This window comes from Bacteroidetes Order II. bacterium, assembly GCA_016788705.1.
Classification (GTDB): Bacteria; Bacteroidota; Rhodothermia; order Rhodothermales; family UBA2364; genus UBA2364.
In genome coordinates this window covers 181,033-206,434 of the sequence record JAEUSQ010000018.1, presented here as the reverse complement: position 1 = coordinate 206,434, position 25,402 = coordinate 181,033, and the positions used below count along the sequence as shown (strand labels likewise).

Sequence of the window (25,402 nt, the reverse complement as noted above, 5' to 3'; positions counted from 1 at the left end):
ATGAGTAAAATTGCTTTCCTTAGTACAATCTTTTTATCCCTCGCAACAGTACTTTGGGCACAAGATGGCATAGACATTAGTGGAAGTGGACGGTATGACGTCAACACAGGTCTTCCACGCGCCATTTATCGTGAACACTTTAGGGCACAGTCGGCATTTCCAGAAACGCAGGCCCGCGAATACCTGAGGCATCATGCTTTGCGCTTGTTTGGGGTGACCACCTTGCCAGAAAATGTCCTTCGACTCGTTGGTAAAACGGATTTACCTTTTGGAAAGGTGGTGCGTTTTCAGCAAGTATTTCAAGGATTGCCCGTTGAAAGAAATGAAGTGGCTGTTACGATTGGTCAAAGCGGAGAGGTGATTTTTGTCACCTCATCCTTTCATCCAATACAGGGTATGGAAAATACCGGAACAAGGCCCACCAAAAAACTGTTTCGGGAAGAAGCATTGGTCCGAAAAGCGATCTTACGCGAGGAAACGGAGGAAATACCGGGCTTTCCAGATCGGTCCGAATCCGTTTGGACGCAAAATGAAGCCGGAGAATGGGTGGAAGCACGTCGGATAGAGGTGTATCACCCCGAACATCAACATTATTGGGCCGTTTGGTTAGATGCACATTCCGGAAGTGTAATTCGCAAAGAATCACTTGCCGTGAGATGTAAACATTCGCATGAACCAAGTTTAGAAACACATCTAAGTAAAACAAAATCACTTCCTCCCTTTGAACCGCTACATTCTCCCCTTCTTTTTATAGGCCAGACCTACACTACTGGTCAAGGTATTGGTAAGGTTTTTGATCCTGATCCATTAACCTCGGCGAAGAAGGAATATGGTGCTATGGGTTTGTTGGATAACAACGATGCCGATTCTCCGGAATTAACTGCACAACTGAAAGAAGTGGCCTTAAAAGACCTTTCTCATGAAAATGGACAGTTTTTTTTAAGGGGTAAATATGCATGGATTGCTGATACGGGCGCTCCTTTTAAGGGTTTGTTTGAACAAAATAGCCATGATTTTTCAACCTCCCGTTCAAATGATTTGTTCGAAGCCGTCAATGCGTATTATCACATAGACCTAAACCTGCGTTATGTGGCAGAAACCCTAGGTTTTTCCATTCCAAACAGACATGCCGGAAATACAACAACACAATGGTTCGATCCCAGCGCCCTCAATGGTGCCGATAATTCACAGTACGACCCCACAACCGGATACCTTGTTTTTGGTGAAGGCGGGGTTGATGATGCCGAGGATGCGGGTGTAATTTGGCATGAAGCCGCACACGCCTTGCACGATCGAATGACCTTGGGCAGCATCTCTAATGCCACAAACGATGGGCTTGCCGAAGGTTTTGCAGATTATTGGGCACAATCTTATCTCTGGACGGTTCAGCAGTGGGGACTTACCGATGCGCCCTATCATTACGTTTTCCGGTGGGATGGACACAATCCGTTCTGGGGAGGCCGCACCACCCAATACCCCAACAAATTTCCGGATGGAATTGTAACGTCGGGCGGATCGCTTCGCGAGCGCAACGGGCAAATTGTGGCATCCACTCTGATGGAGATATGGCCTGTATTGGGCAGAACAATGACCGATCAGGCGGCCCTTTCAGCGGTCGGTATGACCAATGCGGAGTCCAATCAAAATGACTATTTTAACGCATTTTACCAAACGCTTCGTCAGCTAAGGGTGCCCGCAGGGCAAATGGAACAGGTGTATCAGATCATTGCATCACGAGGCTATACCTTGCCTGCCAAAGGGTTGAGCATTGGCCTTGAATCCGATCTATCCCATCTAACCGTGGAGTCGGATGCCACACTCCGGGTGGAAATCAATAACAACAGTGCCCTCGACAAAACCAATGTATCCGTAACGGCACAATTGCCTGCTGGGATGGTCTATCAATCAAACAGCGCAACGTGTCCAGCAAATTTTAACAATGACAGTTTGGTCTTTTCTATTGGGGATCTACCTGCTTTTGGGTTTAAAACATGTACTTTTGTTGTTAAACTGTCTCGTCTAACAGGTAACAAATACTTTGGTGACGATTTTGAGCAGGGCTTAAGCCAGTGGGTAGCCCCAAAAGACGCCCAAAATTTCACCTGGACTTCCAGCATGATCCAGCCCCATCAGGGGAAAACGAGTGCGTTTGTACAAAACCAAGGACTGCCTTCAGACCTCACCTTAACGCTTGTAAAAGCCGTATCCTTACAAGCCGGAACGCCAGTACTGAGCTTTTGGCATTTCTATAACACGGAATTCTTTAGTGATGGGGGCGTGGTAGAAATCTCAACAGATGCTGGAAGTACTTGGCAGGATTTAGATACAAAATGGATCATGAATGCGTATAACGGAAGAATTTCCTCTACCTTTTCAACGCCATTGACTGCACGTAAAGCGTTTACAGGCTCTTCCCAAAAGTACATCAATAGTATTGCAGATCTAAGTGCATTTGTCAATCAATCGGTTTTGGTACGCTTCCGTTTTGCCAGTGATGCCGTAACCAATGGAACGGGCTGGTATGTGGATGATGTCTTGATTGCAGACCAATCGTCCCTCGATTCGGAAGTTTGCATGACTTCCGGCCAAGGAGATCAGCAGTGTACAAAAAAGCGATTTATGGTTCTGTTTAGTGCGCCTGTAGAATCTGAAAAGCCTGCTTTGCCCATCACCCACGAAGTAGAAGGGATTTGGCCCAATCCGTTTGCGGGCACGGCTACGTTGCGACTTCGGGTGGCGAAACCGCAAAATGTCAGGATAGCCCTTCACGACCTTCTTGGTCGTAGTGTAGGCGAGGTGTTTGAGGGCATACTGGCCGCTGGTGAATGGCGAACCCTTGCATTAGATGGGAGCCATATGCCAAATGGGGTGTATTTTTGCCGGATAGCAGGTGAGACGTTTTCTGAGGTTCAAAAAATAGTCCTTCTACGATAGCACATTTGCTCTTCATCTTCTCTGCAACACAACCGGAAGGGCTTTTGGTATCTTTCGGCTTATTTGTCTGTCCCCTATAATCTATGATAAGAGACCCTTATAAACACCTGCCGAAAGACATTCGCAAAACCTCGGCACTTATGCTGTATCGGCAGTTGGTGACCCCACGCCTCATCGAAGAAAAAATGCTCCGCCTAATCCGTCAGGGCCGTTTAGCCAAGTGGTTTAGTGGATACGGTCAGGAAGCCATTGCGGTCGGGTGTGCCATTGCCTTGGCGTCAGAGGATGTGATTCTCCCCATGCATCGAAACTTAGGCGTTTTCACGACACGAGGCATTCCACTCAAACCCTTGTTTTGTCAGTTGATGGGCAAGGAAGGTGGTTTTACGAAAGGACGCGACCGAACCTTTCATTTTGGTAAACTGGATGATCGGGTAGTGGGCATGATCTCGCACCTGGCCGCAATGTTGCCCGTTGCCTGTGGTTTTGGCTTGGCCGCCCAATTGGAGAAATCACGCAAGGTAGCTCTGGCCTTTATCGGGGAAGGGGCCACTCGTGAAGGCGATTTTCATGAAGCCCTAAGTTTGGCCGCTGCTTGGAAATTGCCGGTTATTTTTGTGATCGAAAACAATGGCTACGGCCTTTCTACCCCCACCAAAGACGTCATTCCAGTGGAAAATCTGGCTGATGCTGCCGTTGGCTATGGAATGCCGGGCTTTTCGGTGGATGGAAATGATCTCTTGGCCGTCATCAATGCCGTCCAGAAAGCAGCAAAAGAAGCACGCGAGGGCAATGGGCCAGCCCTCTTAGAAATGAAAACGTTTCGGATGCGGGGGCATGAAGAAGCTTCTGGGGTAAAATATGTACCGCCCCATCTCTTTGAAGAATGGACGGTTAAAGACCCCATTCAGCGCTTCAAAACATGGATTCTGGGCATTAAAGGGGTTTCAGAAAACGACCTCGAAGCAATTGAGGAAGAAGTGACTACCGAAATTGAGTCGGCTGTTCAATTTGCTTTTAGTCAACCAGAGGTCATAAGCACCTTAGAGAACGAGTTGGCAGATGTGTATGCTCCTGCACCCGTCCGATATGAACCCGTTTTGATGCCAGATGCACTTGAAAAACGTTTTATTGATGGGGTAACCGATGCGCTGCGCCTGGCCATGCAAAAGGATGAAAAAGTACTTTTGATGGGGCAAGACATCGCGGCGTATGGTGGTGTTTTTAAAGTGACTGATGGGTTTATGGAGACTTTTGGGGCGGAAAGGGTCCGTAATACGCCGATTATGGAGAGCGGTGTGGTGGGCGCGGCTTTGGGATTGGCTCTAGAAGGCTTTAAGCCAGTAGTAGAGATACAGTATGCGGATTTCATTACGTGCGGTTTTAATCAAATTGTAAATAACCTCGCAACCACCCATTATCGCTGGGGGGCACCTGTAAATGTGACCATCCGTGCCCCGTTTGGCGGATATATCGGTGCTGGTCCATTTCATAGCCAATCACCCGAAGCGTGGTTTTGTCATGTTCCTGGCCTAAAAGTGGTGGTGCCGTCAACCCCCGCAGATGCAAAAGGCTTGTTGATGGCAGCCATTGAAGAACCCAATCCGGTATTGGTTTTTGAGCATAAATTTTTGTATCGAAACCAAAAAGGAAGACTCCCAGAAGGCGATCATTATACACCAATTGGCAAAGCACGGGTGGTGCAATCAGGAGATGCCCTTACCCTTGTTACTTGGGGATTAGGGGTGCGATGGGCCATGGAGGAGTGGGATTATTGGCAAAACCGAGGAGTGAAATTAGAAATTATAGACCTCAGGACGCTTGTTCCTTGGGATCGTGAAACGGTTTTGCATTCCATTCAAAAAACCAATCGCTTGTTGGTTCTGCACGAGGCACAAGGGTCTGGTGGGTTTGGGGCAGAAGTGACGTCTGCCGTCGTCGAGGCTGCTTTTGCTCACTTAGATGCCCCGCCAAAACGGGTAACGGGTGCAGATTTTCCGATTGCATTCTCCACCCAAATTGAACAAGAAGTATATGCTGCCAAAGCACGTCTTCGCAAGGCCATCAACGAAGTGTTGCAGTATTAAAGGGAGGCAGTATGTTTTGTGTCAACCAAATTGTAGTTGCCAGAACCGCTTTTGTCCCGATTCGTCAGTTCGGAGGGGATCACGCGGAGATGGTCAACCAAATGCTGTTGGGTGAAACGGCCCGCGTCTTGGCCGCCCCCGACCCCATGTGGCTGGAAGTGGAAACCCATACCGATCGTTATAAAGGTTTTATAAGTGCGTTCATGGTCGTGCCAGCACCTGAAAAATGGCCTATCGTACCCAAGAACCGCATCCAAAACCGATTTGTAGATGGGGTCGCTGAGGGACGCGAGGTACGAATTCCGATGGCAGGCGTCTTGGTACAAGAGGGAAATGATTGGTTTTTGCCAGATGGCCGACGGTTTATGCCGTATCAAGAGATCAAACCGGCTCCCAACCCCACGAACTTTGTGGAAAGTGTGATGCAGCACGCCGAAAAACTTTTGGATGTGCCTTATTTATGGGGAGGAAGAAGTGTTTATGGGGTAGATTGCTCTGGACTAACCCATACGGCGGCCTTGCTCGGTGGCTTGCCTTTACCGCGAGATTCTTACATGCAAGCACGGTTTGGGGCAGCGATTCCGCCGGAAATCGGAATGATAGAACGGGGTGATTGGCTTTTCTTTAGCAATAATCCGCAAGGGCGTATTACCCATGTGGCCTTGTACCAAGGGGACGGGATGTTTATCCATGCTTCTGGATTTGTAAGAAAGAATAGCCTTATCTCAGGTACTGCCTTGTTTTCGGAACGACAAAAAGAACAATTTGTCTTTGCCAGAAGGATCCGCCCCCAACCATCAACCCCGTCTTTATGACGCTTTTTAACGACCAATGCACCGAAAAGACAAAAAATGGGGAACGATTCGTGGAATTTTGGGTGCTTGATGCCAAAATATCCTAACTTCACGCAAGCATACCCCGATAACAAATTTTAGACCTATGAAACTTCCTTTTTTCCTCGCTTCTCGGTTTGTGGCTGGCGAAACCTTGGATGCGGCACTTCCGCAGGTCCGTTCATTAAACCAAAAAGGCTTACACGTTACCCTGGACTTACTCGGTGAATACGTAAGTGACCGTAAGGTTGCTGCCCGTTTTACGGATGTCTATCTACAACTCTTGCAGCAAATTGGTCAAACGCCTGGGCTGCATTGTAATATCTCGATGAAATTATCCATGATTGGGCAAAAAATAGATCGAGAATTTTGCTTAGATAATTTGCATAAGATGCTAACTGTTGCAAAGGAACAAAATATTTTTGTGCGATTAGACATGGAAGGATCAGACATTACACAATCTACCTTAGACCTATTTGAGAAAGTATATCCCGAATACCCCGATCATGTGGGCGTGGTATTGCAGGCGTATTTGCACCGAACACAAGAAGATGTGGCCAGGATGTGTGACTTGAAAGCCCGTGTACGTTTATGCAAAGGAGCCTATCGAGAACCTGCTCAGATAGCTTACCAAGACATGCCCAATATCCGCGAACGATATTTGGCCTATATGGCGCAATTAATCAATGAAGCGCGGTATCCGGGTATTGCTACGCACGATGACTACCTGATTAATGAAACCAAAAAATATGTGGCTGAACATAATATTGGGAAGGATCGTTTTGAGTTTCAAATGTTGTATGGTATTCGACCAGAAACACAGGAACAAATTGGCAAAGTGTATAATATGCGGGTTTATGTACCCTATGGAACCGAGTGGTTGCCCTATTATTCTCGTCGCCTTCGAGAGCGTAAAGAAAATATTTGGTTTATCTTAAAAAACTTGTTCCGAGGATAAAAATTTTCCTTTATTCTTGATAATTGATCCATTGAATAAGGTCAATTTGTTCTTTTTTTAAAAAATTTATACGACTACGCATAAAATGACTTTTGCAGAAATTGTCCATTATCGTCGCTCAGTGAGGCTTTATCAGTCAGTTCCATTAGATCCTGAAAGGGTGAAAAAGTGTTTAGAGTTGGCTGTCTTGGCCCCTAATAGTTCGAATATGCAACTCTGGGAGTTTTTTCATATTACCGAAAAAGAAATTCTTAAAAAACTTTCTCATGCGTGTTTGGACCAAACTGCCGCAAGTACAGCTTCGCAAATGGTTGTTTTTGTTACTAGACAAGATTTATTTCAAAGCCGTAGGAAGAAGATGATTGGATTGGAAACGCAAAATGTGCTCAAGAATAGTCCAAAGGAAAAACAAGAGAAAAGGATTAAACATTGGAATCTATATTATGGAAAAATAATCCCTTTTCTATATACGAGGGGTTTTGGTGTTGTAGGATTGTTAAGAAAAATTGTGGTTCATTTAATTGGTATTTTTCGCCCTATTTTTTATCAGGTTTCTGAAAGTGATATGAGGGTGGTGGTACATAAAACATGTGGCCTTGCTGCACAAACATTTATGCTTGCTATGGCCAGTGAAGGTTTTGATACCTGCCCGATGGAAGGCTTTGATAGCAAGAAAGTCAAAAAAATACTAAAACTGCCATTCGGCGCTGAAGTGAATATGATCATCTCTTGTGGCATCCGAGCCGAAGGAGGCGTTTGGGGGGATCGTATGAGAATTCCATTTGAGGACGTCTATCACAGACGATAAAAAATGAGTATTTCTTTGTTCAAAGATCATCAGTTTCTACAAATGAACCACCCGAAGACCAACAAAAACAAACGCCAAACAACAGTGCGCCATTAAATTTTTTTTCCAAATAAGATAATTTATCTATTTGTTTTTAAGTGACTTGGGCAGGTATAAGTAGGAGAAGGGGTGTCCTTACTTGATTATTGCTCGTGGAGCCAGATTGGAACAACTTTCTGGAATTCTGGAAAAAGACGTCGAAGCAGTTCTGGTAGGTAGGGAAATTGCATACGGATTTGATATATTAACCAGAAGCGATCTCCTGTGGGTGTTTTCCAAACAAACCTACTTGGTGGGCTGAATTTTTTGAACACACTTTTTATACAAACCAAATGCAAGAACAACAAAACCATGACGAAGGCTTGAATATCGAATTGGATGAACAAACCGCTGAAGGCATTTATTCCAATCTTGTAATGATTGCCCACTCGCCCGAAGAGTTTATTCTCGATTTTATTCGGATGATGCCGGGTGTATCTAAGGCGAAAGTGAAAAGTCGGATCATAATGACGCCTCAACATGCCAAACGATTTTTAAGTGCGGTTGAGGAGAATATCGAAAAATATGAATCTGCATATGGTCCGATTTCTGAAGGTCACCAATTTGATGGTGAAATTCATTTCCAGTTTCCCGGAGGTGAGGCCTGAAAAGGACGTTCATTCAGCATTGGCGGATGTAACATGGGTTGTATCCGCTTTGCTTTTTTGGAATTACCGCATAAAACACTTGCATTTCCACATAAGAATTTGATTCTGTTTAGGCTAAACCGTAATTTGGCCTAAAGACCGTGAGTCGCAAAGGTGAAAACCAAAATCGGGGTTGTTCCCCAACGTGACCTTGGTGTAGATCTCCGTTTAACTCCAAACCGAATTATTTATGGCAACGCGAAGAGTTGTGGTGACAGGAATGGGCGCTTTAACCCCGATTGGGCTTTCTGTGGAACAATTTTGGGAAGGTATGATGCAGGGAAAAAGTGGGGCTGCTCCTATCACCTATTTTGATACGACCTCCTTTGAAACCAAGTTTGCGTGTGAGCTAAAAGGCTTTGATCCTACTCAATACCTGGACCGTAAAGACGCTCGCCGCTTGGATAAATATGCGCAATACGGCATTAGTGCAACGGTGATGGCCTTGGAAGATGCAAGGATTAATCCTGCACACTTAAGCGAAGAAGAAAAAGACCGCATTGGGGTTATTGTGGGCAGTGGTATCGGTGGTTTACAAACGTTTGAAGACCAAGTGATAACACTTGAAAAAGACGGCCCCCGTCGCATTTCGCCTTTTTTTATCCCGATGATGATCGCCGATATTTGTGCGGGTCTCATTTCAATTCGTTTTGGTTTTAGAGGTCCCAACTATGCGGCGGTTTCGGCTTGTTCAACGGCGAACCATAATATCATGGATGCGATGAATGCGATTCAGCGGGGAATGGCAGACATCATGGTGACAGGGGGTGCAGAAGCGGCGGTAACCCGTACAGGGGTTGGTGGTTTTAATGCGGCCAAAGCCCTGTCAACCAACAATGCAGAGGCGGCTACGGCGAGCCGTCCATTTGATAAACGTCGCGATGGATTTGTATTAGGAGAAGGGGCTGGCATTCTGATTTTGGAAGAATTGGAACATGCCATCGCACGGGAAGCCCCGATTTATGCCGAGATTTTAGGGATTGGCATGAGTGCAGATGCCTATCACATGACTGCACCTGACCCCAACGGGCGGGGGGCGGCATTGTCTATGAGGATGGCACTCAAGGACGCTGGCTTAAATTTGGATCAGGTAGATTACCTTAACATGCACGGCACTTCTACTCCTCTGGGAGATGTGGCCGAGACAAAAGCCATTAAGCAAGTTTTTGGCGATCATGCCTATAAGATGAATGTATCTTCCACTAAGTCTATGACGGGGCATCTTTTGGGGGCTGCGGGCGCTGTGGAAGCCATTGCAGCCATTATGTCCATTCAGAACGAAACAATTCCGCCAACCATTAATTTTGTGGAAGCCGATCCTGAATGTGATTTGAATTATACGTTTAATACACCACAAGAACGCCCTGTGAAGGTTGCGGGGAGCAATGTTTTTGGTTTTGGTGGACATAATACGACCGTATTATTCGGACGTTTTAACGGTTAATACAGACTGAATGCGCAAAGGGGTCTTTTACCCCTTTTTTTGTGGTAATCTGCTTTTTACTTTCTCTTGGAAACGCTTTTCTTGTGCTAAAATAAAATATCTATGTATAAATTTATTTTGCTATTGGTCTTTATGCTTCTTGTAGCAAGTTGTGCGGCTCCAAGTGTTACCGTTTCCGGAAAGTCTGGCACAAATATGAACTTTGCAATAGCCATTCATGGGGGAGCTGGTGTTATTTCTAGAGCAAAACTTTCTCCAGAGCGCGAAGCCGCGATTCGCGCAGATTTGGAACGTGCCCTTCTGGCTGGACAAGCCCTTTTGGCAAAGGGTGGAACCAGTATGGATGCCGTTGTCGCTGCGGTGAATGTTTTGGAAGATTCACCTTATTTTAATGCCGGTAAAGGAGCGGTACTGACCTCCGAGGGGCATGCTGAGTTAGACGCTGCCATTATGGATGGCAAAACCTTGGGTGCAGGAGCCGTCACCGGATTACGACAGGTAAAAAACCCCATTAATCTGGCGCGAGCGGTCATGGAAAAATCACCACACGTCATGCTTTCGGGGAATGGTGCGGAAGTTTTTGCGCGTAGTGTGGGGATCGAGATGGTTGCTCCGTCTTATTTTGTGACACCCGAACGCCAGCGTGCCCTCGAAGCAGCAAAAGGGAAGGAAAACGAGTCGGGTATGAATCAGGGAGAAGCGCGCAAACTGAATTACGGAACAGTTGGTGCGGTTGCATTAGACCAAAACGGCAACCTTTCTGCAGCCACTTCTACGGGTGGTATGACCAATAAAAAATGGGGACGGGTCGGAGATGCCCCCATTATCGGTGCTGGAACCTATGCGAATAATGCGTCGGCTGCCATATCGGCCACTGGATGGGGCGAGTTTTTTATCCGTTCCGTGGTGGCGCACGATATTGCTACTTTGATTGAATACAAAGGACTAAAAACAGAAGTTGCGGCACAAACGGTGATAGACAAAGTAGGGCAATTGGGAGGGGATGGTGGGGTCATTGTGATGGACCGTAAAGGACAGATTGCCATGCCATTTAACTCAGAAGGGATGTATCGAGGGTGGGCAAGCGGTAACCTTAAGCCAGAAACCCGCATTTTTAAAGGGGAATAAATGTCACAAGACGCGTTTGTTACCCTAAAAAACCCAGCTTTTAGACGTATTGCACTTACCTCTCTACTGGTAACCCTCGCGCTGTTGATGCAGGATGTGGTCTTGGGGTACGAATTGTATAACCGCACCCGTGATCCATTGGTATTGGGCTGGATGGGGCTTGCAGAAGCACTTCCGTTCATGGCATTGTCCTTAATCGGTGGACATTGGGCAGATCGTTATAACAAACGCACGTTGTGGCTGTTGGGGCATGGTCTGATGATTGCGTCGGCAGTGTGGTTGTGGTTGGTTTTTGAAGACATCCCCGTTACGTTTACCCTACAGGAAAAAATTGGGTGGGTATATGCAGTCAATTTTATGAATGGGTTAACGAGGGCAATAACAGTACCTGCCTTGCAAGCGTGGATTCCCCTCCTAATACCACCCGCGCAATATGGGAATTCGAGTGCTTGGACGAGTGCTTCATGGCAAACAGGTGCCATTTTAGGCCCGGTTATCGGTGGTTTTGTGTATGCTTTAGTAGGGCTTTCATGGGCATTGGGCATTGTCTGCGGGCTTTTGGTGGTGGGCGCCGTCTTGATTGGATTGAATACCGCTCCTTACATATCATTAACCGCCAGTGAAATATCTTCCATTTCCAAAAGCCTACAGGAAGGGATTCAGTTTGTCTGGCATAATCCGGCCATTCTATATTCAATTACGCTCGACATGGTGGCCGTTTTGTTTGGCGGTGTTGTGGCTATTTTACCCGTTTTCGCAACCGAGGTACTGGTGATTGGGGCCGATGGTTTGGGTCTTTTAAGAAGTGCGGCAGCGTTTGGAGCCATCCTTACGACCGTTTTGCTTACTTTTTTCTCTCCCATGGGCCACCCCTGGCGCAATCTTTTGTGGGCGGTTTTTGCATTTGGCATTGCTACGCTGGTTTTTGCACTCTCCGAGCATTTTTTCCTATCATGCCTGGCATTATTTCTTACGGGGGCCTTCGATAGTGTAAGCGTGGTAATTCGCGAAACGTTAATGCAAACGCTTACGCCACCCGAAATGCGGGGAAGGGTGGCTGCCGTCAATGGCATATTTATTAAAGCGTCAAACGAATTAGGTGCTTTTGAATCTGGTTTGGCAGCAAAATTAATAGGTGCTGTTCCTTCTGTGATAATGGGAGCGACTGCCGCATTGATAACCGTTGCAGTGATCGCCAAGAAATCCCGAACACTCTTAAAGGGTTGAGACCCGTTGTCCGCATAGCCTTTACATCTAGTGGGTTTATTCCCCAATATCTACAATTCCAGCTTCTTTCCTAAGATAGATCATGGTGGTATCGAAAGTACCATGCCGCATCCGGATTTTTAGCTCTTCCACGGTCATCCCTTGCCTTAGCCAGATCAATGCCGCAGTATGGGTAAGGCTATGTGGGGTTATCCCCGCTCTTTTTATTTCGGCCAATTCTAACCAATGATTGATTCTGCCTCGAACGGAGCGCGTGTTCAAACGTTCGCCATCCGATCGGTGCCCATGAGAAACAAATATGGGTTCTTCCGGACGAATGCGCCCACGGGTATCTAAATAGAGCCGTATCTTGTCCATCACGGGCGGATCAATAGGGACCAACTGGTCTTTATCGGATCTTCCTTTGCCTTGAACACGCAGGTACCAGCCGCCTGAATCGTGTTGGTTAAGGTCTGCAAGGTCTGCCCGAACAATTTCGATTTCTCCCAGTCCGGCAAAAAGCATCATATACATGATCGCCTGATCGCGTTTCCCCATTTGGGTAACCTGATCAAAAGAGGCCAATAACCGATCTACCTCTGCTTCACTGAGAACAGCACGGGTATGCTCGGAGGGGCGTCTGTTCCCTTTTACTTGTTTGGCAGGATTTTCAGGGAGTTGCCCGGTGGCCACCATAAAATCACATAAGCGACGCAAAGCGGTGAGGTAGGTAGAAACCGAAACTTGTGAAAGTTTGCGCTCGCTCATGAGGTAGGTTTTATACGCTTCAATGTCTTCCACTCGAAAGCGAAAATCGCTCCGAGGATGCGAAAACCAGCGGATAAACTCGTTTAAAGAGCGACGATACGTGCCAATGGTTTCGGCACCGCGATCATGGAGGTATTCATCTAAAAAGGCCGAAATGGTAGATTCGAGCCCATCTATTCCGAGGGTGATTCCCTGAAATATTTCGGAGGAAAGGTTGTCCGGCATACGGGTATATGACTGATAAAAATGGATTTGGAAAACGCCCAAACCCATTCACTCAAAGCGTTGCGTTAGGGTCAATGTTTTCAAGAACTTCGGTTACTTTGCGCAGGAAAGCCGTGCCCATTGCACCATCTACGATACGGTGATCGTATGTCAGCGACAAATAGACCATGTGGCGGATTGCGATCACATCACCCATATCAGGCGTTTCTATCACAACAGGCCGTTTTTTTATCACCCCTGTTGCAAGAATGCCCACCTGGGGCTGATTAATAATCGGTGTTCCCATGATAGATCCAAGGGAACCTACATTGGTCACGGTAAAAGTACCACCTTGTAATTCATCTGGAAGCAGTTGTTTGTTCCGTGCCCGATCTGCAAGTTGGGCAACCGAATGGGCCAAACCTACCAGGTTCATGGTTCCCGCATTACGGATACATGGAACGATTAGCCCAGCGTTTTCGAGTGCTACGGCAATTCCAATGTGGTAATCTTTTTTTAGGATCACTTGTTTCCCTTCTACCGAGGCATTGAGCCAAGGAAATGCTTTTAGGGCTTCGATGGCGGCATACACAAAGAACGGAGTATAGGTTAGTGCTACGCCTTCACGCGCCGCAAAAGTTTTTTTGTTTTTTTCACGGAGCTTAACCAAATGGGTTACATCCACTTCTGCAAAAGAGGTCACATGCGCTGAAGTGGCTTTGGAGCGAACCATATGATCGGCGATGATCTGTCGCATCCGATCCATTTCCACAATTTCGGTTCTATTGGTTGCTGTAACAGCGGGCGGTTTTGCAAAAATGGGTGCAGAAGTTGGAACAGTTTCTGGTATGGAGGCCGGAGGTGCTTGCGTTTTTTTACTCAGATACTGGGTGAGGTCTTTTTTGGTAACCCGACCTTCATGTCCGGATCCCGGTAGTGTGGCGAGTTCGGCCGCAGACAAACCCTCAACTTTTGCCATTTCACGAACCAGTGGAGAGTAGAAGCGACCATCTGACCCTATTCGGCTGATTTCATTTTGGCCAGAAACAACGGGTGGTGCAGGCGATGAAATAGGTGTGGTCGGTTTGGCAGTAGGAGTAGGCGTGGGGGCCGTTGTCGAAACGGTGGCGTCATTCCCTATCGCAATGATGGCCAAAAGGGTACCTACCTCTACTGTTTCGCCTTCTGGAACCACGATTTGCGCTAGAATACCAGCAACGGGGGAAGGGATTTCGGAATCCACTTTGTCGGTTCCTATTTCCAACAAGGTTTCATCGGCCTCGATGCGTTCGCCCACTTTTTTGTGCCAGGTCAATACCGTGCCTTCCATTACACTTTCACCCATTTTAGGCATCAAAACGGGCGAGGTATCTCCGCCAGAAACCGAGACCTTTTGTATAGGTGCGCTTGGTTCGGGCGGTGGTGTTGAAGCCGGAAGATGAACCGAAGGCGGCGACGGCACAGGTGCAGCAGGAGGTGGTGCAGTAATGGCGGCATGTACATCCGTCTCGATGAGCGCAATGGGTGTTCCAACTTCTACGGTTTCTCCTTCTGGAACCAAAATAGCAGCAAGTTTGCCACCAACAGGGGAAGGGATTTCGGAATCTACTTTATCCGTTCCAATTTCCAGCAGGATTTCATCGGCTTCAATATTTTCGCCAATTTGTTTGTGCCAGGTAAGCACGGTACCTTCCATTACACTTTCGCCCATTTTGGGCATCACAACTTCGACTTGTGCCATAGGGTTTGTTATCTGAATAATGAGTGACAGGCAGGGTTCAAAACTGTAAAGTACGAAATAATCTGGTAACTTTGATTTTAGGAAGCGCTTCCGAGACAAAAATCCGGTAAATTATTGTCTCAATCCTTCTTTTTTTGAAGTTGAATGCCTCTTTTAGGCCCAGCATTTCAAGGCGCTCAGGTGTATGTGTCATGGACTGGCATTGGAAAAGTATCTCTTATGCACTTAAAAGGTGAGAGGTCTCTATTGACATCTGAGACACCGAACCCCGTGTTGTAGATTTTCGTGAACATTAAGGGGGGCTGCTCGGTGGAAGCAAGCGTCGCTTCAGTCCCGCCTTGAATATAATTGTTTATCTGTTATTGCAATTCAAAAAGGAGGGCGCATCAAATGAATATAATGGCTATTGGGCACCGTTATCGCCCAAATCGTTGGTGTCAGTGCAGCCGCCTCGGCTTGTGGGAAAGACCGAATGCGAAGGCGTTTATTGCCAACCATTAAAATTCCCGGCTCAACAAGTTTATTGGTACCCGGCCACACACCCTCATGGCGTACCAATGCGTGCCCATAACAATCTGCATGAATCTCCCAAGTGCCGGTAGTATCTTTCGCAAGAAGTGTTTGTTGGTTAAGAAGGGCAATTTCCGGAGGATTCAGGAAGGCCCCACCAAAGCCTTGGAAGCCACCGATTTGGGTATTCTCGTCGTGTTGCCCTGTCTCGCTTCTGAACCAGAGTGATTTTTGGAGGTTTTCGAGAATGAAGGACAATGTGTGGGCTTCTGGCACTTCGAGTAAAATGCGTGCCAATGATTCGGGTAACTGTTCAGCGGCTTTAATTGCCGTGGTACGGTAGAGAACCAAACCCGAACGCCATGCCAAAATCAGTGCAGCGGCTTCCAATTTGTGAGGTTGGTCTAATTGTGGAGCGGTTCTTCGAAGTCCTATGAGAAAAAGTCCGGTTGAACGATTGGACTGACTGACGTTATACGCCGTATTCACCACAATCTGAAGGGTGCGGTGTAGGTGCGTTCGTAAAAGAGGAAGTTTGGGAAATACCTCTTGCCAGATATGTATCAGAACAGGGAACTTAGACCAAAGACCACGCCCCATTAAATTAAGTCCGGTGGTGTACAGCGTCTTGATACTTTGATGAGATTCGGGCGCATTGTTTTCTTCTAAGAGGGCCGTCGCAACCACATTTAAATTTTGTTGTATGTAGCTGAAAACCACTTTCTGTTCCAATGCCGGATATTGATTTTTCAACATCTCGTACTGCATATTCAGATAGTCTCGGTTAGCTGTCAGCCATGTTTGAAAAATCGGGCTTAGAGTTGTTCCCATGATTGTTTATAATCGGACATGTAGGCTGCATCTAATACTTTTTGTATTTCGGCTCCGCGCCAAAAGTCGGGCTCGCCGGGTTGGCCATTTAGGATGGCCGAAATGAATCGTTGGTAATTGTCGAGAACGGGTGGACATTTTTTTCCACGCCATTTTCCTTTCAGAAGATTATCACCCAAGCATACTTCTAAAACGTCCCAACGGTCTTTTTCGTCTAAGGTAAGACGCAAAGCCCCATGTTCGCCATGTATTTGCAGGCGTAAGGTGTTGATGTATCCGGTAGCCCACCGAGAGGCTTGGACCGTTCCTAATGCGCCATTTTCCATCTCGACCATGGCGGTGAAGGAGTCATTGGCATCCAATTTATAGGTCCCAATTTGGTCATTTTCGGCTTTGGGGAACGTTTTGAGCACACATTGAACCGTTTCATAGGCGCCTATCGGAAATCCGGCAAGGTCAAAGATGTGAACGCCAATATCACCTAAAACCCCTTTGCTACCATGATCGGTAGATAGCCTCCAAAGCCAAGCATCATGTTCTCGCCAATCCCCCCACGCAGGTTGTGCCAACCAGCTTTGCAAATAATCGGCCTCGAAGTGCATCACACGTCCAATTTTGCCCGCTTCAATCATCCGTTTGGCCTCATACAAGGCAGCCGATCGCCGATAGGACAGGTTGACCATGTGTACAACCCCTGCTTGTTCTGCTGCATCTGCCAACATTCGGGCGTCTTGAAACGTTTCTGCCAAGGGCTTCTCGGAGAGTAAATGGAGTTTTTTGTCCAAAACTTTCAGGCCAATGGACAAGTGGAAACGGTCTGGGGTTACATTGGTGATCGCGTGAAGTTCGATGGTGGAAAGCATTTCATCCACATCTGTAAACACAAAAGGAATACTATGTGTGGCGGCAAATTCTTCGGCACGCTCTCGCACGACATCACAACAAGCCACTAAGTTTACCTCTTTAATGGCCGCAAAAGCGTTTGCATGGGTATGGGCCATGCCGCCTGTGCCAATAATGGCCAGCTTAATCTGATCCATAAATAATTTTTTAGTCTTCGGAAAACGCAGCATCGAAGGCGCGGTTTGAGGTCGGAAAATCTTTGGATCGAATATATGCGCAAGCTTCTTTTGCGCCATGTTCCCGATCCATTCCACTGTCTTCCCATTCAATTGAAAGGGGGCCATGATAGCCAATCCGATTGAGGGCCCGAATGACTTCCTCAAAATTAATGGAGCCTCGTCCCGGAGAACGAAAATCCCAAAAACGACGTGCATCTCCAAAATTGACGTGCCCGCCAAAAACACCAATTGGCTTGGGGATGGAAGACCACCACACATCTTTCATGTGTGCATGATAAATCCGGTCGCCAAATTGTTCAATAAATGCGATATAGTCCACACCTTGATAACCAAAATGACTTGGGTCATAGTTAAATCCGAAGGTCTTACGACCATCCAACGCTTCCATGGCTCGTTGTGCAGAAGCGAGGTCAAAAGCAATCTCGGTAGGATGGACTTCTAAGCCAAAACGGATGCCTACTTCATCAAACACATCCAAAATTGGGTTCCACCGTCGGGCAAAATCTTCATATCCCGCATCAATCATGGCGTCGGTCACGGGTGGAAAAGAATACAATAGATGCCAAATGGAGCTACCCGTAAAGCCGTTTACAACAGGGACCCCAAGTTTAGCGGCAGCTCGTGCGGTATTTTTCATTTCTTCTGCCGCACGTTGACGGACGCCTTCCGGTACACCATCGCCCCAAATTTCTGGTGAGAGAATGCTTTTATGGCGCTCGTCTATGTGGTCGCAGACCGCTTGTCCGACCAAGTGATTCGAGATTGCATAGATGTTAAGGCCATAATGACTCAATAAGTCCTTTTTTTCTGTACAATAATCAGGCTCCGTAAGTGCACGGTGTACATCAAAATGATCGCCCCAACAGGCCAGTTCTAGGCCGTCAAAGCCCCAAGAAGCGGCTTTCTCGGCCAATTGAGCCAAGGGGAGGTCGGCCCATTGGCCCGTAAACAAGGTGACTGGTCTCGACATAGTGTTACGAAGATTAAACTAAATGGCTGTACAATACAATACGGTATTATAAATGGCAGATCAAGTGTCGGAAATTATTTTTGCGGAATTCCGGCATCGGGCGTGGAAATATTCTTCTGTTAATGCGATTGGCGAATGCGTCTTTTTTGGCTGTAAAACGTCCAGTTCTTCACCTTTATCGTAATGCTTCTAAGGGCATTATTTCTATTTTTTGGCAAGAAACATCATCAGCATTGCAATCACCAAGAAAAAGACATGCGGAAAAAGGGTGGCCACTATAGGGTCCAATTCTCCTGAGTATCCAAAAGGCTCGATCGTTTTAATCATGGCCAGATAGATAAATGCGACCATAATGCCAATAGAAAGTTGGGCCGCCTGCCCGCCTTTTCGCCGGGTACTGGCCAAAGAAAACCCAAGCAAAACAACAATAAGATTGGCAAAGGGGTAAGTAAACTTAGCATAGTATGCCACCATTGGCTTGCCCAATTCTGAGACACCACTTTTTTGGAGTTCTTGTAGATATTGCTTGGCCTCCGGAATATTGAGCAGGTCAACATCATTGGCAGACCTGCTAAGGTCTTCGGGTTTAATTTCTAAGCCGGCGGCCAAGTTGTGTTGGGTCTGGGACCTGAGAATGGTACTGTCAGTCCGAAAAGTATGCGTCACTGCATTTTGAAAAGTCCATTGTTGTTGTTGGTCATTCCATTGTATTTGGTCGGCATCGGTACGAGAAATCAAATGTTTTTGTGCGTCATAAGAGTGCAACGAAACCATAAACCCAGCCTTTTGCTCAGCGGAAAAGGAGCCAATTTGCAAAATCCGATTGCCTTCGAGTTGTCTGAATAGGTTGTTTGTGGACTCTAATTGCTCCCGACCTTTGTTTAGATACTTGGCTTCGATCCCGATTCGCGCTTGCTCTGTCTTGGGAAGAACCCAGCCGCTCATGTAAAACATGCCAATAGAAACCAAAAGGCCAAACAAAAGAAGGGGCCGTAAAATCCGATAAAAGGAGACCCCGGCGGTATAGATTGCTGTGAGCTGAAGTTCTTGCGCCAATTTCCCTGTAAGATGAATGCAGGCCAGAAAAAGGGCCGCAGGCGTTATTTGGTGGAAAATGAACGGTAGGGCATTGGGATAATACGACCAGAGGATCAGTCCTTCGGTTGCTCCACGGTCTATAAAGTCATCTATATATTCCAAGTAATGAAGAAGAATGAAGAAAGAAGTGAGCATTCCAATCAATACCAAGGTGGTGGCAAGGAGTCGTCTAAGAATATGGCGGTCAAAGGTTTGCATAATCAATAAGATGGTTAAAATCAGAACGGGCAAGCCAGAAAGTAGTTCCAGTATAAATATATCCGTTATTGCAAATAAAAAATTCAATTTTAAAACATAAAGACGTATCATTGTTACATGTAGCTTTAGTTCGGCAACGAAAAACCTTAAATACATTTTTACGGGAGAACCCATGAAAGTACACGAATATCAGGCGAAAGAAGTGCTTGCGCAATTTGGCGTCGCAACACAAGGCGGTTATGTGGCAACCACTGTGGAAGATGCCGTGGCAGGTGCCGAAAAACTACAAGCCAATGGGGCAGGCCTCTTTGTGGTCAAAGCGCAGATTCATGCGGGTGGTCGCGGAAAAGGAGGAGGCGTGAAATTAGCCCGCACGATCGAAGAAGTCCGCGAACGATCTGAAGCCATGCTGGGCATGATGCTCAAAACACACCAAACCGGGCCGGAAGGACAGAAGGTTAAGAAAATCTTGATAACTGATGGGGTGGACATTGTGAAGGAGTATTATCTCGGGATTACCCTCGACCGTAGTCGCAATATGAATGTGATCATGGCTTCTACAGAAGGTGGAGTTGAAATTGAAAAAGTGGCGGAAGAAACCCCGGAATTAATCCATAAAGTGTGGATTGACCCAACGATTGGTATTCAGGGTTATCAGGCCCGACAAATTGCTTTTGCACTTGGCTTTCAAGGGGACTTGTTCAAACAGTGTGTAGGATTTGTGCTGAAACTTTACAAAGCCTATGAAGAAACCGATTGTTCTTTAGCCGAGATTAATCCGCTGGTCACCACAAAAGACGGTAAATTGATGGCTTTGGATGGAAAAATTAATTTTGATGACAATGCGTTATTTCGGCATAAAGACCTCGCTGAAATGCGCGATACCGACGAGGAAGACCCTTTAGAAGTGGAAGCGAGCGAGTTCCATCTTAATTATATCAAATTGGATGGCAATGTAGGTTGCATGGTGAATGGCGCTGGTTTGGCCATGGGAACTATGGACATCATCAAGATTGCCGGGGGGGAGCCTGCAAACTTCTTGGATGTGGGCGGTTCTGCAAATCCACAAACGGTAGAAGCTGGATTCCGGATTATCCTCAAAGACCCAAATGTTAAGGCAATTCTCATCAACGTGTTTGGGGGGATTGTTCGTTGTGACAGAGTGGCACTTGGGGTGGTAGAAGCTGCTAAAAATGTGAATATCAATATCCCATTGATTGTTCGTTTGCAGGGCACCAATGCCGAAGAAGGGCAAGAGATTCTTAAAAATAGTGGCTTAAAGATCGAGACGGCTATCCTTCTGAAGGAAGCTGCGGAAAAAGTTACCCATGCGCTTGCTGCATAAATGCTGTTACCCATGAATTAAAAGCCCGTCTATTCGGGCTTTTTTTATTCACAAGGCACAACCTTAATCTCTGCTCTTCGACAATTGGGTGCAGATATTGCCTTACAAGATGCTTCTGGTTGCGCTGATGAAGTAATTTCTTGGATGCGGGTGGCCGGAATACCACGTGCAACCAAAAAACCAACGGTATGGTTGGCGCGTTGTTTGGCCCTCAAGGCCGTTGGCTCGGTGCCATCGCCAAACGCTTGAACCGAAAGGCAAACAGAAGGGCAAGCAGACAATTGGCCTAAACTTTGCTCAAGGGCTAATTGGGCGTTTGTGTCAAGTTCTATATTTCCGGGTGAAAAACGTACCGGGGGAATGGGGCGAATCACTTTACAAGCAGGGTTTTGCATGACGAAGACCCGTGTGGTTCGAAGGGCTTCTCCACATTCGTTCTGTACGAAGAGCTCAATTTCTTGAAAACCCGCTGGCAATCTGACCTCTGGCTCTGGCCTACCAGTTTGCAACGACAACGGAAACCGCCAGGCATAGCGTAGTGGATAGCTACCATTAGCATGAGGGATAATTCGGGTTGTCTCGCCTTCCATAAAACGTCCTGGAACCTGTATTTCCGAAATAATTGGCTGCACACATGCATCAATCGGCTCTATAATCTCAACGGTAAAATTTTCGATGGTTTTTCTACGGCCAAGTACGACTTCGAGGGTGCCCCTCAGGGTTCCTTTTTCGCTAAAAACCAGGTGTACTTCTTCTCCTTCAGCTTTTTGGCCGTCTGAAAAATGCCATTTTATTCGGGCAGCACTGTCTGCTGGTAAAAGTGTAATTGCAAAATAGGCTGGTTGATTGATCTGTAGGGCCGCTGGGATTTCTCGGCCTATGACGGCAATGTCATGAGGAAAATTATTATGGTTATTATAAGTTTTATTGCTGATTTTTTTTCCAAATTGATACTTTAAGCCGATTAAATAATCATATGTTATACGGCGGTTTACAATGTTGCTTTTGAGGAAATCGAAACGATATTGGGCCGATCCAATCAAGGAAAAATCAGGAGTAAGGGCCACAGAAAGGCCCCATCCCAAATAAGGCCCAGAAAATGTGACTGTTGTATGTTGAGATAGCGATTTGGCATAGCCTAAGAGAATATAAGGGTCTAATTTCTTTAGACGAAACGGAAAAAACCGGGCTTCGCCCCGCAATAATTCCAACCGTAATCTTTTGTCTTCGAATACGGCTTCGCCGGAAAGTCCCGCACTGAAAAGTGACTTCCATTGGTATCCCAAGCCGAATCTCCCACCATATAATGGTACTTGGTCTCGTTCAATAAAAAGTGTCCCAAACATAAAGGAATCAGTCTGATTGGTCACAGACCAAAGCGGGGTTGCTTCAATGTATAAACCATTTTGTCCTTTAAGCCATTTAAAGTTTGCAAATAATACACAGGTAAATATATAAACACTTAATTTAAGGTGTAAGCGTGAGTGTGCCATTTAGTAAATGGTTAGGATGAAATAGAAGTCACAATGGCGGGGCAGGTAGATAGGTAGGTGGGATATTCCAATTGCTCTTTGCAAAGCCTTTTAAGTTTATGATTTTCGTTTCCTGTATCTTATGGCAAAAAAAGCACCAGAAACCATGTATAATTTATCACCAACGAAAGCCATAATCAACTTAAATAATTTAAGACATAATTTGGCCGTAATACGCACGCATTTGGGTTCAATAGATGTGATGGCAGTGGTCAAGGCGGATGCTTATGGGCATGGGGCTATACGCATTGCGCAATGTTTGCAAAAGGAATCTATTCACATGTTTGCCGTTGCTACGGTTGCGGAGGCGGTTAAACTTAGGGAGCATGGTATTTTAGAGAGAATATTGGTACTCGGAGCGCCGTTTCCAGAGTTTTTACCGGCATATGTACAATACGATTTAGACCTTACCCTCCATGACCTGTCATTTTTGGAAGTGCTTAAAAAGGAAAACGATCCTATCCGTATCCATGTTAAAATAGATACGGGTATGACCCGACTTGGGATATGGCCGCAGCAGTGGGAGGACGCGAGGCACACTATTGAAACCATGCCTAATCTGACACTGGTGGGAAATTGGACACACTTTGCTGTTTCGGACAATCTTGCCGATGGATTCACAGAACAGCAAATTAATTCATTTTCCGTTATTGCAAATAAAAAAACCCACGTGCAAAACACCGCTGGCATACTAAACCAAACAGGATTTCCCACAAAATACGCACCCTCATGGGCACGAATTGGTGTTGGATTGTGGGGAATTGACCCTTGTGAACCCATGCAAGAACAGAAGTTGCTTCCCGTAATGAAGTTGGTGAGCAAAATCGCCCAAGTCAAGTATATTTCTCGCGGCACATCTGTTTCATATGGACGTACCTGGAAAGCCCCTTGCGATACCTGGGTGGCTACGGTCGCAGCTGGTTATGCGGATGGTTATATTCGCCACCTTAGCAATAGAGGATGGGTAGAAGTCAATGGAAAGCGATATCGGGTGATCGGAAAAATTTGTATGGATATGTTGATGATAGAAGTGGGGCCTACCAAAACGGTGGCATATGGAGACGAAGTGGTTTTATGGGGAAGTGAAACGTTGGGCGCCGCCGAAGTGGCATCTTGGGGTGAGACCATCCCTTACACCTTGGTGACAGGTGTTTCTCACCGTGTGCCAAGGGAATATCTTGATGAATAAAATTGGCAAGCGCCTTATCAAGTGTTATATTTGCGAATCCTTTAACCCAGTTAACAATGATGATGCGTCTAAGCGTTCTTTTTTTACTCATCTGGTGTTTTTCACCTTATACAAAAGCCCAGTTTTCGGCTAATTGGAGCCCCAGAGCGGATTTAAATGCAGGTCTTCCGGCTTCCATTCGTGTTTTTGAAGACAAGGCCATACCTGCGTATTATGTACAGATTGACCTCGCGGATACCAGCAGTTATGTAATAAAGAGTTTGATCTCCTCAGTAGGTACCGAGACGGTTTCTTCCTTTGCTGCTGCTAACAAGGGTTATGCCACCATCAACGGGGGCTTTTTTGGAGGGACCTCGTCCTTTAGTCTAGTTGCGCAAAACGGGAAAGTACTTGTTCCAAATATCAAACAACTTACCCGAAGTGGTACGCCATACTTCCCAACACGTGCCGCTTTTGGCATCATGACCGACAAAAAACCGGATATTGCTTGGACCTATGAGGTAAATGGGACTGTTTACGGCTATTCCGCCCCTTCGCCCAATAAGCAAGGTGTGCCTCAGGCACAACCAACCGAAATATTTCCGGAGGGGGGTAGTGTTTGGAAGGTATTTGAAGGCATTGGGGGAGGACCTGTCTTGGTGGAAAAAAGTGCCCAAAAAGTTACTTGGGAAGAAGAAGTTTTTTTTGGTTCGGGAGTAGAGTCCAATATCCAAGATCCGCGATCAGCAATTGGTTACACTACAGACAATAAACTTATCCTTATGGTAGTGGATGGACGCGGTTCTGGTAGGGGGGCTACGTTGCCAGAAATGGCCAAGTTGATGCTGGATTTGGGGGCGGTGGAGGCCATGAACCTTGATGGTGGCGGCTCTTCTACATTGGCGATTGGGACTACTGTAATCAATAAACCAAGCGACGGATCCGAGCGAAAAGTACCAACCGTGCTTTCCATTATGCCTAAACCCAAACCACCTGCACCTTCTGCCGACACGTTTATTGATACCGGGGATACGTGTTGCTACAAAGAAAGAGGTGCCAATGGTTGGTTCGAAAGTGCCAATACGCCTTTTCATGGAACCACAAAAGCAAGATTGAACGAAACAGGGACGGGAGGAGACAAAGCCACTTTTTATCTTAAAACCATCCCACAGGAAGGAGATTATGACTTGTTTGCATGGTGGATCCCCTCGTTTAATCGTGCCAAAGATACGCCCTTTACCATCTATCAAAAAGGAATAGCAACAACGGTAAAAGTAGATCAGTCCGTTCCTACCACTGCGGGCTTATGGAATAAATTGGGTACATTTAAACTTGCCTCAACTGATTCGGTCGTGGTGACCGATAATGCCAAAGGAGATGGTGCGCCGATCTATGTGGTGACGGATGCCCTCAAACTTACCCTGAAAAATACAGTCCCCATTAATCAAGAGCCTGTGCCAACCACAATCAGTACGCTATCCGTGTTTCCGAACCCGGCGCGTGGACGGTTCTGGGCCGAAGTCGTAACTTCCAAACCAGAATGGGTTACTTTTGAAATATTTGACGTCTTAGGTCGTAGATTGCTTTCTGAAAGAAAGAACATCAACGGTACTGAACGACAGGCTTTTGGTTTATCGGACAAAGCGAATGGCCTTTATTATCTACGTACAACCATTGGAGAAAGGGCGCTAACACGTTCCATTATATTGAATCAATAAGAATGAAATGTGTTGTTTTTGTGAAGACACATAAACGTCTTCACAATATTTGTATCTTGTCTTCATAATTCTATTTTGTTTCTTTAATTCATCAGGTCCCTTAAAGCCTGCTAA

General features: G+C 46.3%; 19 protein-coding genes. 12 read left to right on the top strand and 7 right to left on the bottom strand.

Annotated features, from left to right (window positions below):
• From JNN12_04655 to JNN12_04615, 9 genes are all read left to right on the top strand, one after another.
• Positions 1-2,934 (top strand): immune inhibitor A, encoded by a 2,934-nt coding sequence (locus tag JNN12_04655; protein ID MBL7977610.1) that lies wholly within the window; start codon positions 1-3, stop codon positions 2,932-2,934.
• A gap of 83 nt (positions 2,935-3,017) precedes the next feature.
• Positions 3,018-5,021, top strand: coding sequence for a dehydrogenase E1 component subunit alpha/beta (locus JNN12_04650; protein ID MBL7977609.1), 2,004 nt, complete (start codon positions 3,018-3,020; stop codon positions 5,019-5,021).
• An 11-nt stretch (positions 5,022-5,032) separates the two neighbouring features.
• Positions 5,033-5,836, top strand: coding sequence for a C40 family peptidase (locus tag JNN12_04645; protein ID MBL7977608.1), 804 nt, complete (start codon positions 5,033-5,035; stop codon positions 5,834-5,836).
• Between the two features lie 124 nt (positions 5,837-5,960).
• Positions 5,961-6,812 (top strand): proline dehydrogenase family protein, encoded by an 852-nt coding sequence (locus JNN12_04640; protein ID MBL7977607.1) that lies wholly within the window; start codon positions 5,961-5,963, stop codon positions 6,810-6,812.
• Between the two features lie 85 nt (positions 6,813-6,897).
• Positions 6,898-7,620: a nitroreductase family protein gene (locus JNN12_04635; GenBank protein ID MBL7977606.1), complete on the top strand. Its 723-nt coding sequence runs from the start codon at positions 6,898-6,900 to the stop codon at positions 7,618-7,620.
• 371 nt (positions 7,621-7,991) lie between these two features.
• Positions 7,992-8,306 carry a DUF3467 domain-containing protein gene (locus JNN12_04630; protein MBL7977605.1) on the top strand — a complete coding sequence of 105 codons (315 nt, stop codon included), beginning with the start codon at positions 7,992-7,994 and terminating at the stop codon, positions 8,304-8,306.
• 229 nt (positions 8,307-8,535) lie between these two features.
• The gene (gene fabF / locus JNN12_04625) at positions 8,536-9,789 is read left to right on the top strand and encodes a beta-ketoacyl-ACP synthase II (protein ID MBL7977604.1); all 1,254 of its coding nucleotides are present in this window, start codon (positions 8,536-8,538) and stop codon (positions 9,787-9,789) included.
• Between the two features lie 102 nt (positions 9,790-9,891).
• On the top strand, positions 9,892-10,917 hold the full coding sequence (locus JNN12_04620; GenBank protein ID MBL7977603.1) for an isoaspartyl peptidase/L-asparaginase: 1,026 nt from the start codon (positions 9,892-9,894) through the stop codon (positions 10,915-10,917).
• Positions 10,918-12,144 (top strand): MFS transporter, encoded by a 1,227-nt coding sequence (locus JNN12_04615; protein ID MBL7977602.1) that lies wholly within the window; start codon positions 10,918-10,920, stop codon positions 12,142-12,144.
• Positions 12,145-12,180: 36 nt separating this feature from the next.
• Here JNN12_04615 and JNN12_04610 read toward each other — a convergent pair whose 3' ends face one another.
• The 6 genes from JNN12_04610 to JNN12_04585 form a co-directional block, all read right to left on the bottom strand.
• Complete coding sequence (locus JNN12_04610) at positions 12,181-13,116, bottom strand: tyrosine-type recombinase/integrase (protein ID MBL7977601.1); 936 nt, start codon at positions 13,114-13,116, stop codon at positions 12,181-12,183.
• Between the two features lie 52 nt (positions 13,117-13,168).
• Positions 13,169-14,836 (bottom strand): 2-oxoglutarate dehydrogenase, E2 component, dihydrolipoamide succinyltransferase, encoded by a 1,668-nt coding sequence (sucB, locus tag JNN12_04605; protein MBL7977600.1) that lies wholly within the window; start codon positions 14,834-14,836, stop codon positions 13,169-13,171.
• Positions 14,837-15,205: 369 nt separating this feature from the next.
• On the bottom strand, positions 15,206-16,177 hold the full coding sequence (locus tag JNN12_04600) for a hypothetical protein (GenBank protein MBL7977599.1): 972 nt from the start codon (positions 16,175-16,177) through the stop codon (positions 15,206-15,208).
• Complete coding sequence (locus JNN12_04595) at positions 16,162-17,250, bottom strand: Gfo/Idh/MocA family oxidoreductase (GenBank protein ID MBL7977598.1); 1,089 nt, start codon at positions 17,248-17,250, stop codon at positions 16,162-16,164. Before JNN12_04595 ends, JNN12_04600 begins: the two co-directional genes overlap by 16 nt.
• Positions 17,228-18,229: a sugar phosphate isomerase/epimerase gene (locus JNN12_04590; protein ID MBL7977597.1), complete on the bottom strand. Its 1,002-nt coding sequence runs from the start codon at positions 18,227-18,229 to the stop codon at positions 17,228-17,230. The genes JNN12_04595 and JNN12_04590 overlap by 23 nt, the downstream gene beginning before the upstream one ends.
• Before the next feature lie 204 nt (positions 18,230-18,433).
• Complete coding sequence (locus JNN12_04585) at positions 18,434-19,636, bottom strand: LptF/LptG family permease (protein MBL7977596.1); 1,203 nt, start codon at positions 19,634-19,636, stop codon at positions 18,434-18,436.
• 61 nt (positions 19,637-19,697) lie between these two features.
• Between JNN12_04585 and sucC the strand changes: the two genes are divergently transcribed.
• Entirely contained in the window at positions 19,698-20,870 is a 1,173-nt protein-coding gene (sucC, locus tag JNN12_04580) for an ADP-forming succinate--CoA ligase subunit beta (protein ID MBL7977595.1), read from the top strand.
• 44 nt (positions 20,871-20,914) lie between these two features.
• Here the strand turns inward: sucC and JNN12_04575 are convergent, their stop codons facing one another.
• Positions 20,915-22,363, bottom strand: a complete 1,449-nt coding sequence (locus tag JNN12_04575; GenBank protein ID MBL7977594.1) for a hypothetical protein — start codon at positions 22,361-22,363, stop codon at positions 20,915-20,917.
• Between the two features lie 145 nt (positions 22,364-22,508).
• Between JNN12_04575 and alr the strand changes: the two genes are divergently transcribed.
• Both alr and JNN12_04565 read left to right on the top strand, forming a co-directional pair.
• On the top strand, positions 22,509-23,591 hold the full coding sequence (alr, locus tag JNN12_04570) for an alanine racemase (protein ID MBL7977593.1): 1,083 nt from the start codon (positions 22,509-22,511) through the stop codon (positions 23,589-23,591).
• A gap of 56 nt (positions 23,592-23,647) precedes the next feature.
• Entirely contained in the window at positions 23,648-25,288 is a 1,641-nt protein-coding gene (locus tag JNN12_04565; GenBank protein MBL7977592.1) for a phosphodiester glycosidase family protein, read from the top strand.
• The last annotated feature ends 114 nt before the right edge of the window (positions 25,289-25,402 follow it).

Coding starts and splice junctions, on each gene's coding strand:
- JNN12_04655 (MBL7977610.1), top strand. CDS start 1: ATGAGTAAAATTGCTTTCCTTAGTACAATCTTTTTATCCCTCGCAACA.
- JNN12_04650 (MBL7977609.1), top strand. CDS start 3,018: ATGATAAGAGACCCTTATAAACACCTGCCGAAAGACATTCGCAAAACC.
- JNN12_04645 (MBL7977608.1), top strand. CDS start 5,033: ATGTTTTGTGTCAACCAAATTGTAGTTGCCAGAACCGCTTTTGTCCCG.
- JNN12_04640 (MBL7977607.1), top strand. CDS start 5,961: ATGAAACTTCCTTTTTTCCTCGCTTCTCGGTTTGTGGCTGGCGAAACC.
- JNN12_04635 (MBL7977606.1), top strand. CDS start 6,898: ATGACTTTTGCAGAAATTGTCCATTATCGTCGCTCAGTGAGGCTTTAT.
- JNN12_04630 (MBL7977605.1), top strand. CDS start 7,992: ATGCAAGAACAACAAAACCATGACGAAGGCTTGAATATCGAATTGGAT.
- fabF (MBL7977604.1), top strand. CDS start 8,536: ATGGCAACGCGAAGAGTTGTGGTGACAGGAATGGGCGCTTTAACCCCG.
- JNN12_04620 (MBL7977603.1), top strand. CDS start 9,892: ATGTATAAATTTATTTTGCTATTGGTCTTTATGCTTCTTGTAGCAAGT.
- JNN12_04615 (MBL7977602.1), top strand. CDS start 10,918: ATGTCACAAGACGCGTTTGTTACCCTAAAAAACCCAGCTTTTAGACGT.
- JNN12_04610 (MBL7977601.1), bottom strand. CDS start 13,116: ATGCCGGACAACCTTTCCTCCGAAATATTTCAGGGAATCACCCTCGGA.
- sucB (MBL7977600.1), bottom strand. CDS start 14,836: ATGGCACAAGTCGAAGTTGTGATGCCCAAAATGGGCGAAAGTGTAATG.
- JNN12_04600 (MBL7977599.1), bottom strand. CDS start 16,177: ATGGGAACAACTCTAAGCCCGATTTTTCAAACATGGCTGACAGCTAAC.
- JNN12_04595 (MBL7977598.1), bottom strand. CDS start 17,250: ATGCTGCGTTTTCCGAAGACTAAAAAATTATTTATGGATCAGATTAAG.
- JNN12_04590 (MBL7977597.1), bottom strand. CDS start 18,229: ATGTCGAGACCAGTCACCTTGTTTACGGGCCAATGGGCCGACCTCCCC.
- JNN12_04585 (MBL7977596.1), bottom strand. CDS start 19,636: ATGATACGTCTTTATGTTTTAAAATTGAATTTTTTATTTGCAATAACG.
- sucC (MBL7977595.1), top strand. CDS start 19,698: ATGAAAGTACACGAATATCAGGCGAAAGAAGTGCTTGCGCAATTTGGC.
- JNN12_04575 (MBL7977594.1), bottom strand. CDS start 22,363: ATGGCACACTCACGCTTACACCTTAAATTAAGTGTTTATATATTTACC.
- alr (MBL7977593.1), top strand. CDS start 22,509: ATGTATAATTTATCACCAACGAAAGCCATAATCAACTTAAATAATTTA.
- JNN12_04565 (MBL7977592.1), top strand. CDS start 23,648: ATGATGATGCGTCTAAGCGTTCTTTTTTTACTCATCTGGTGTTTTTCA.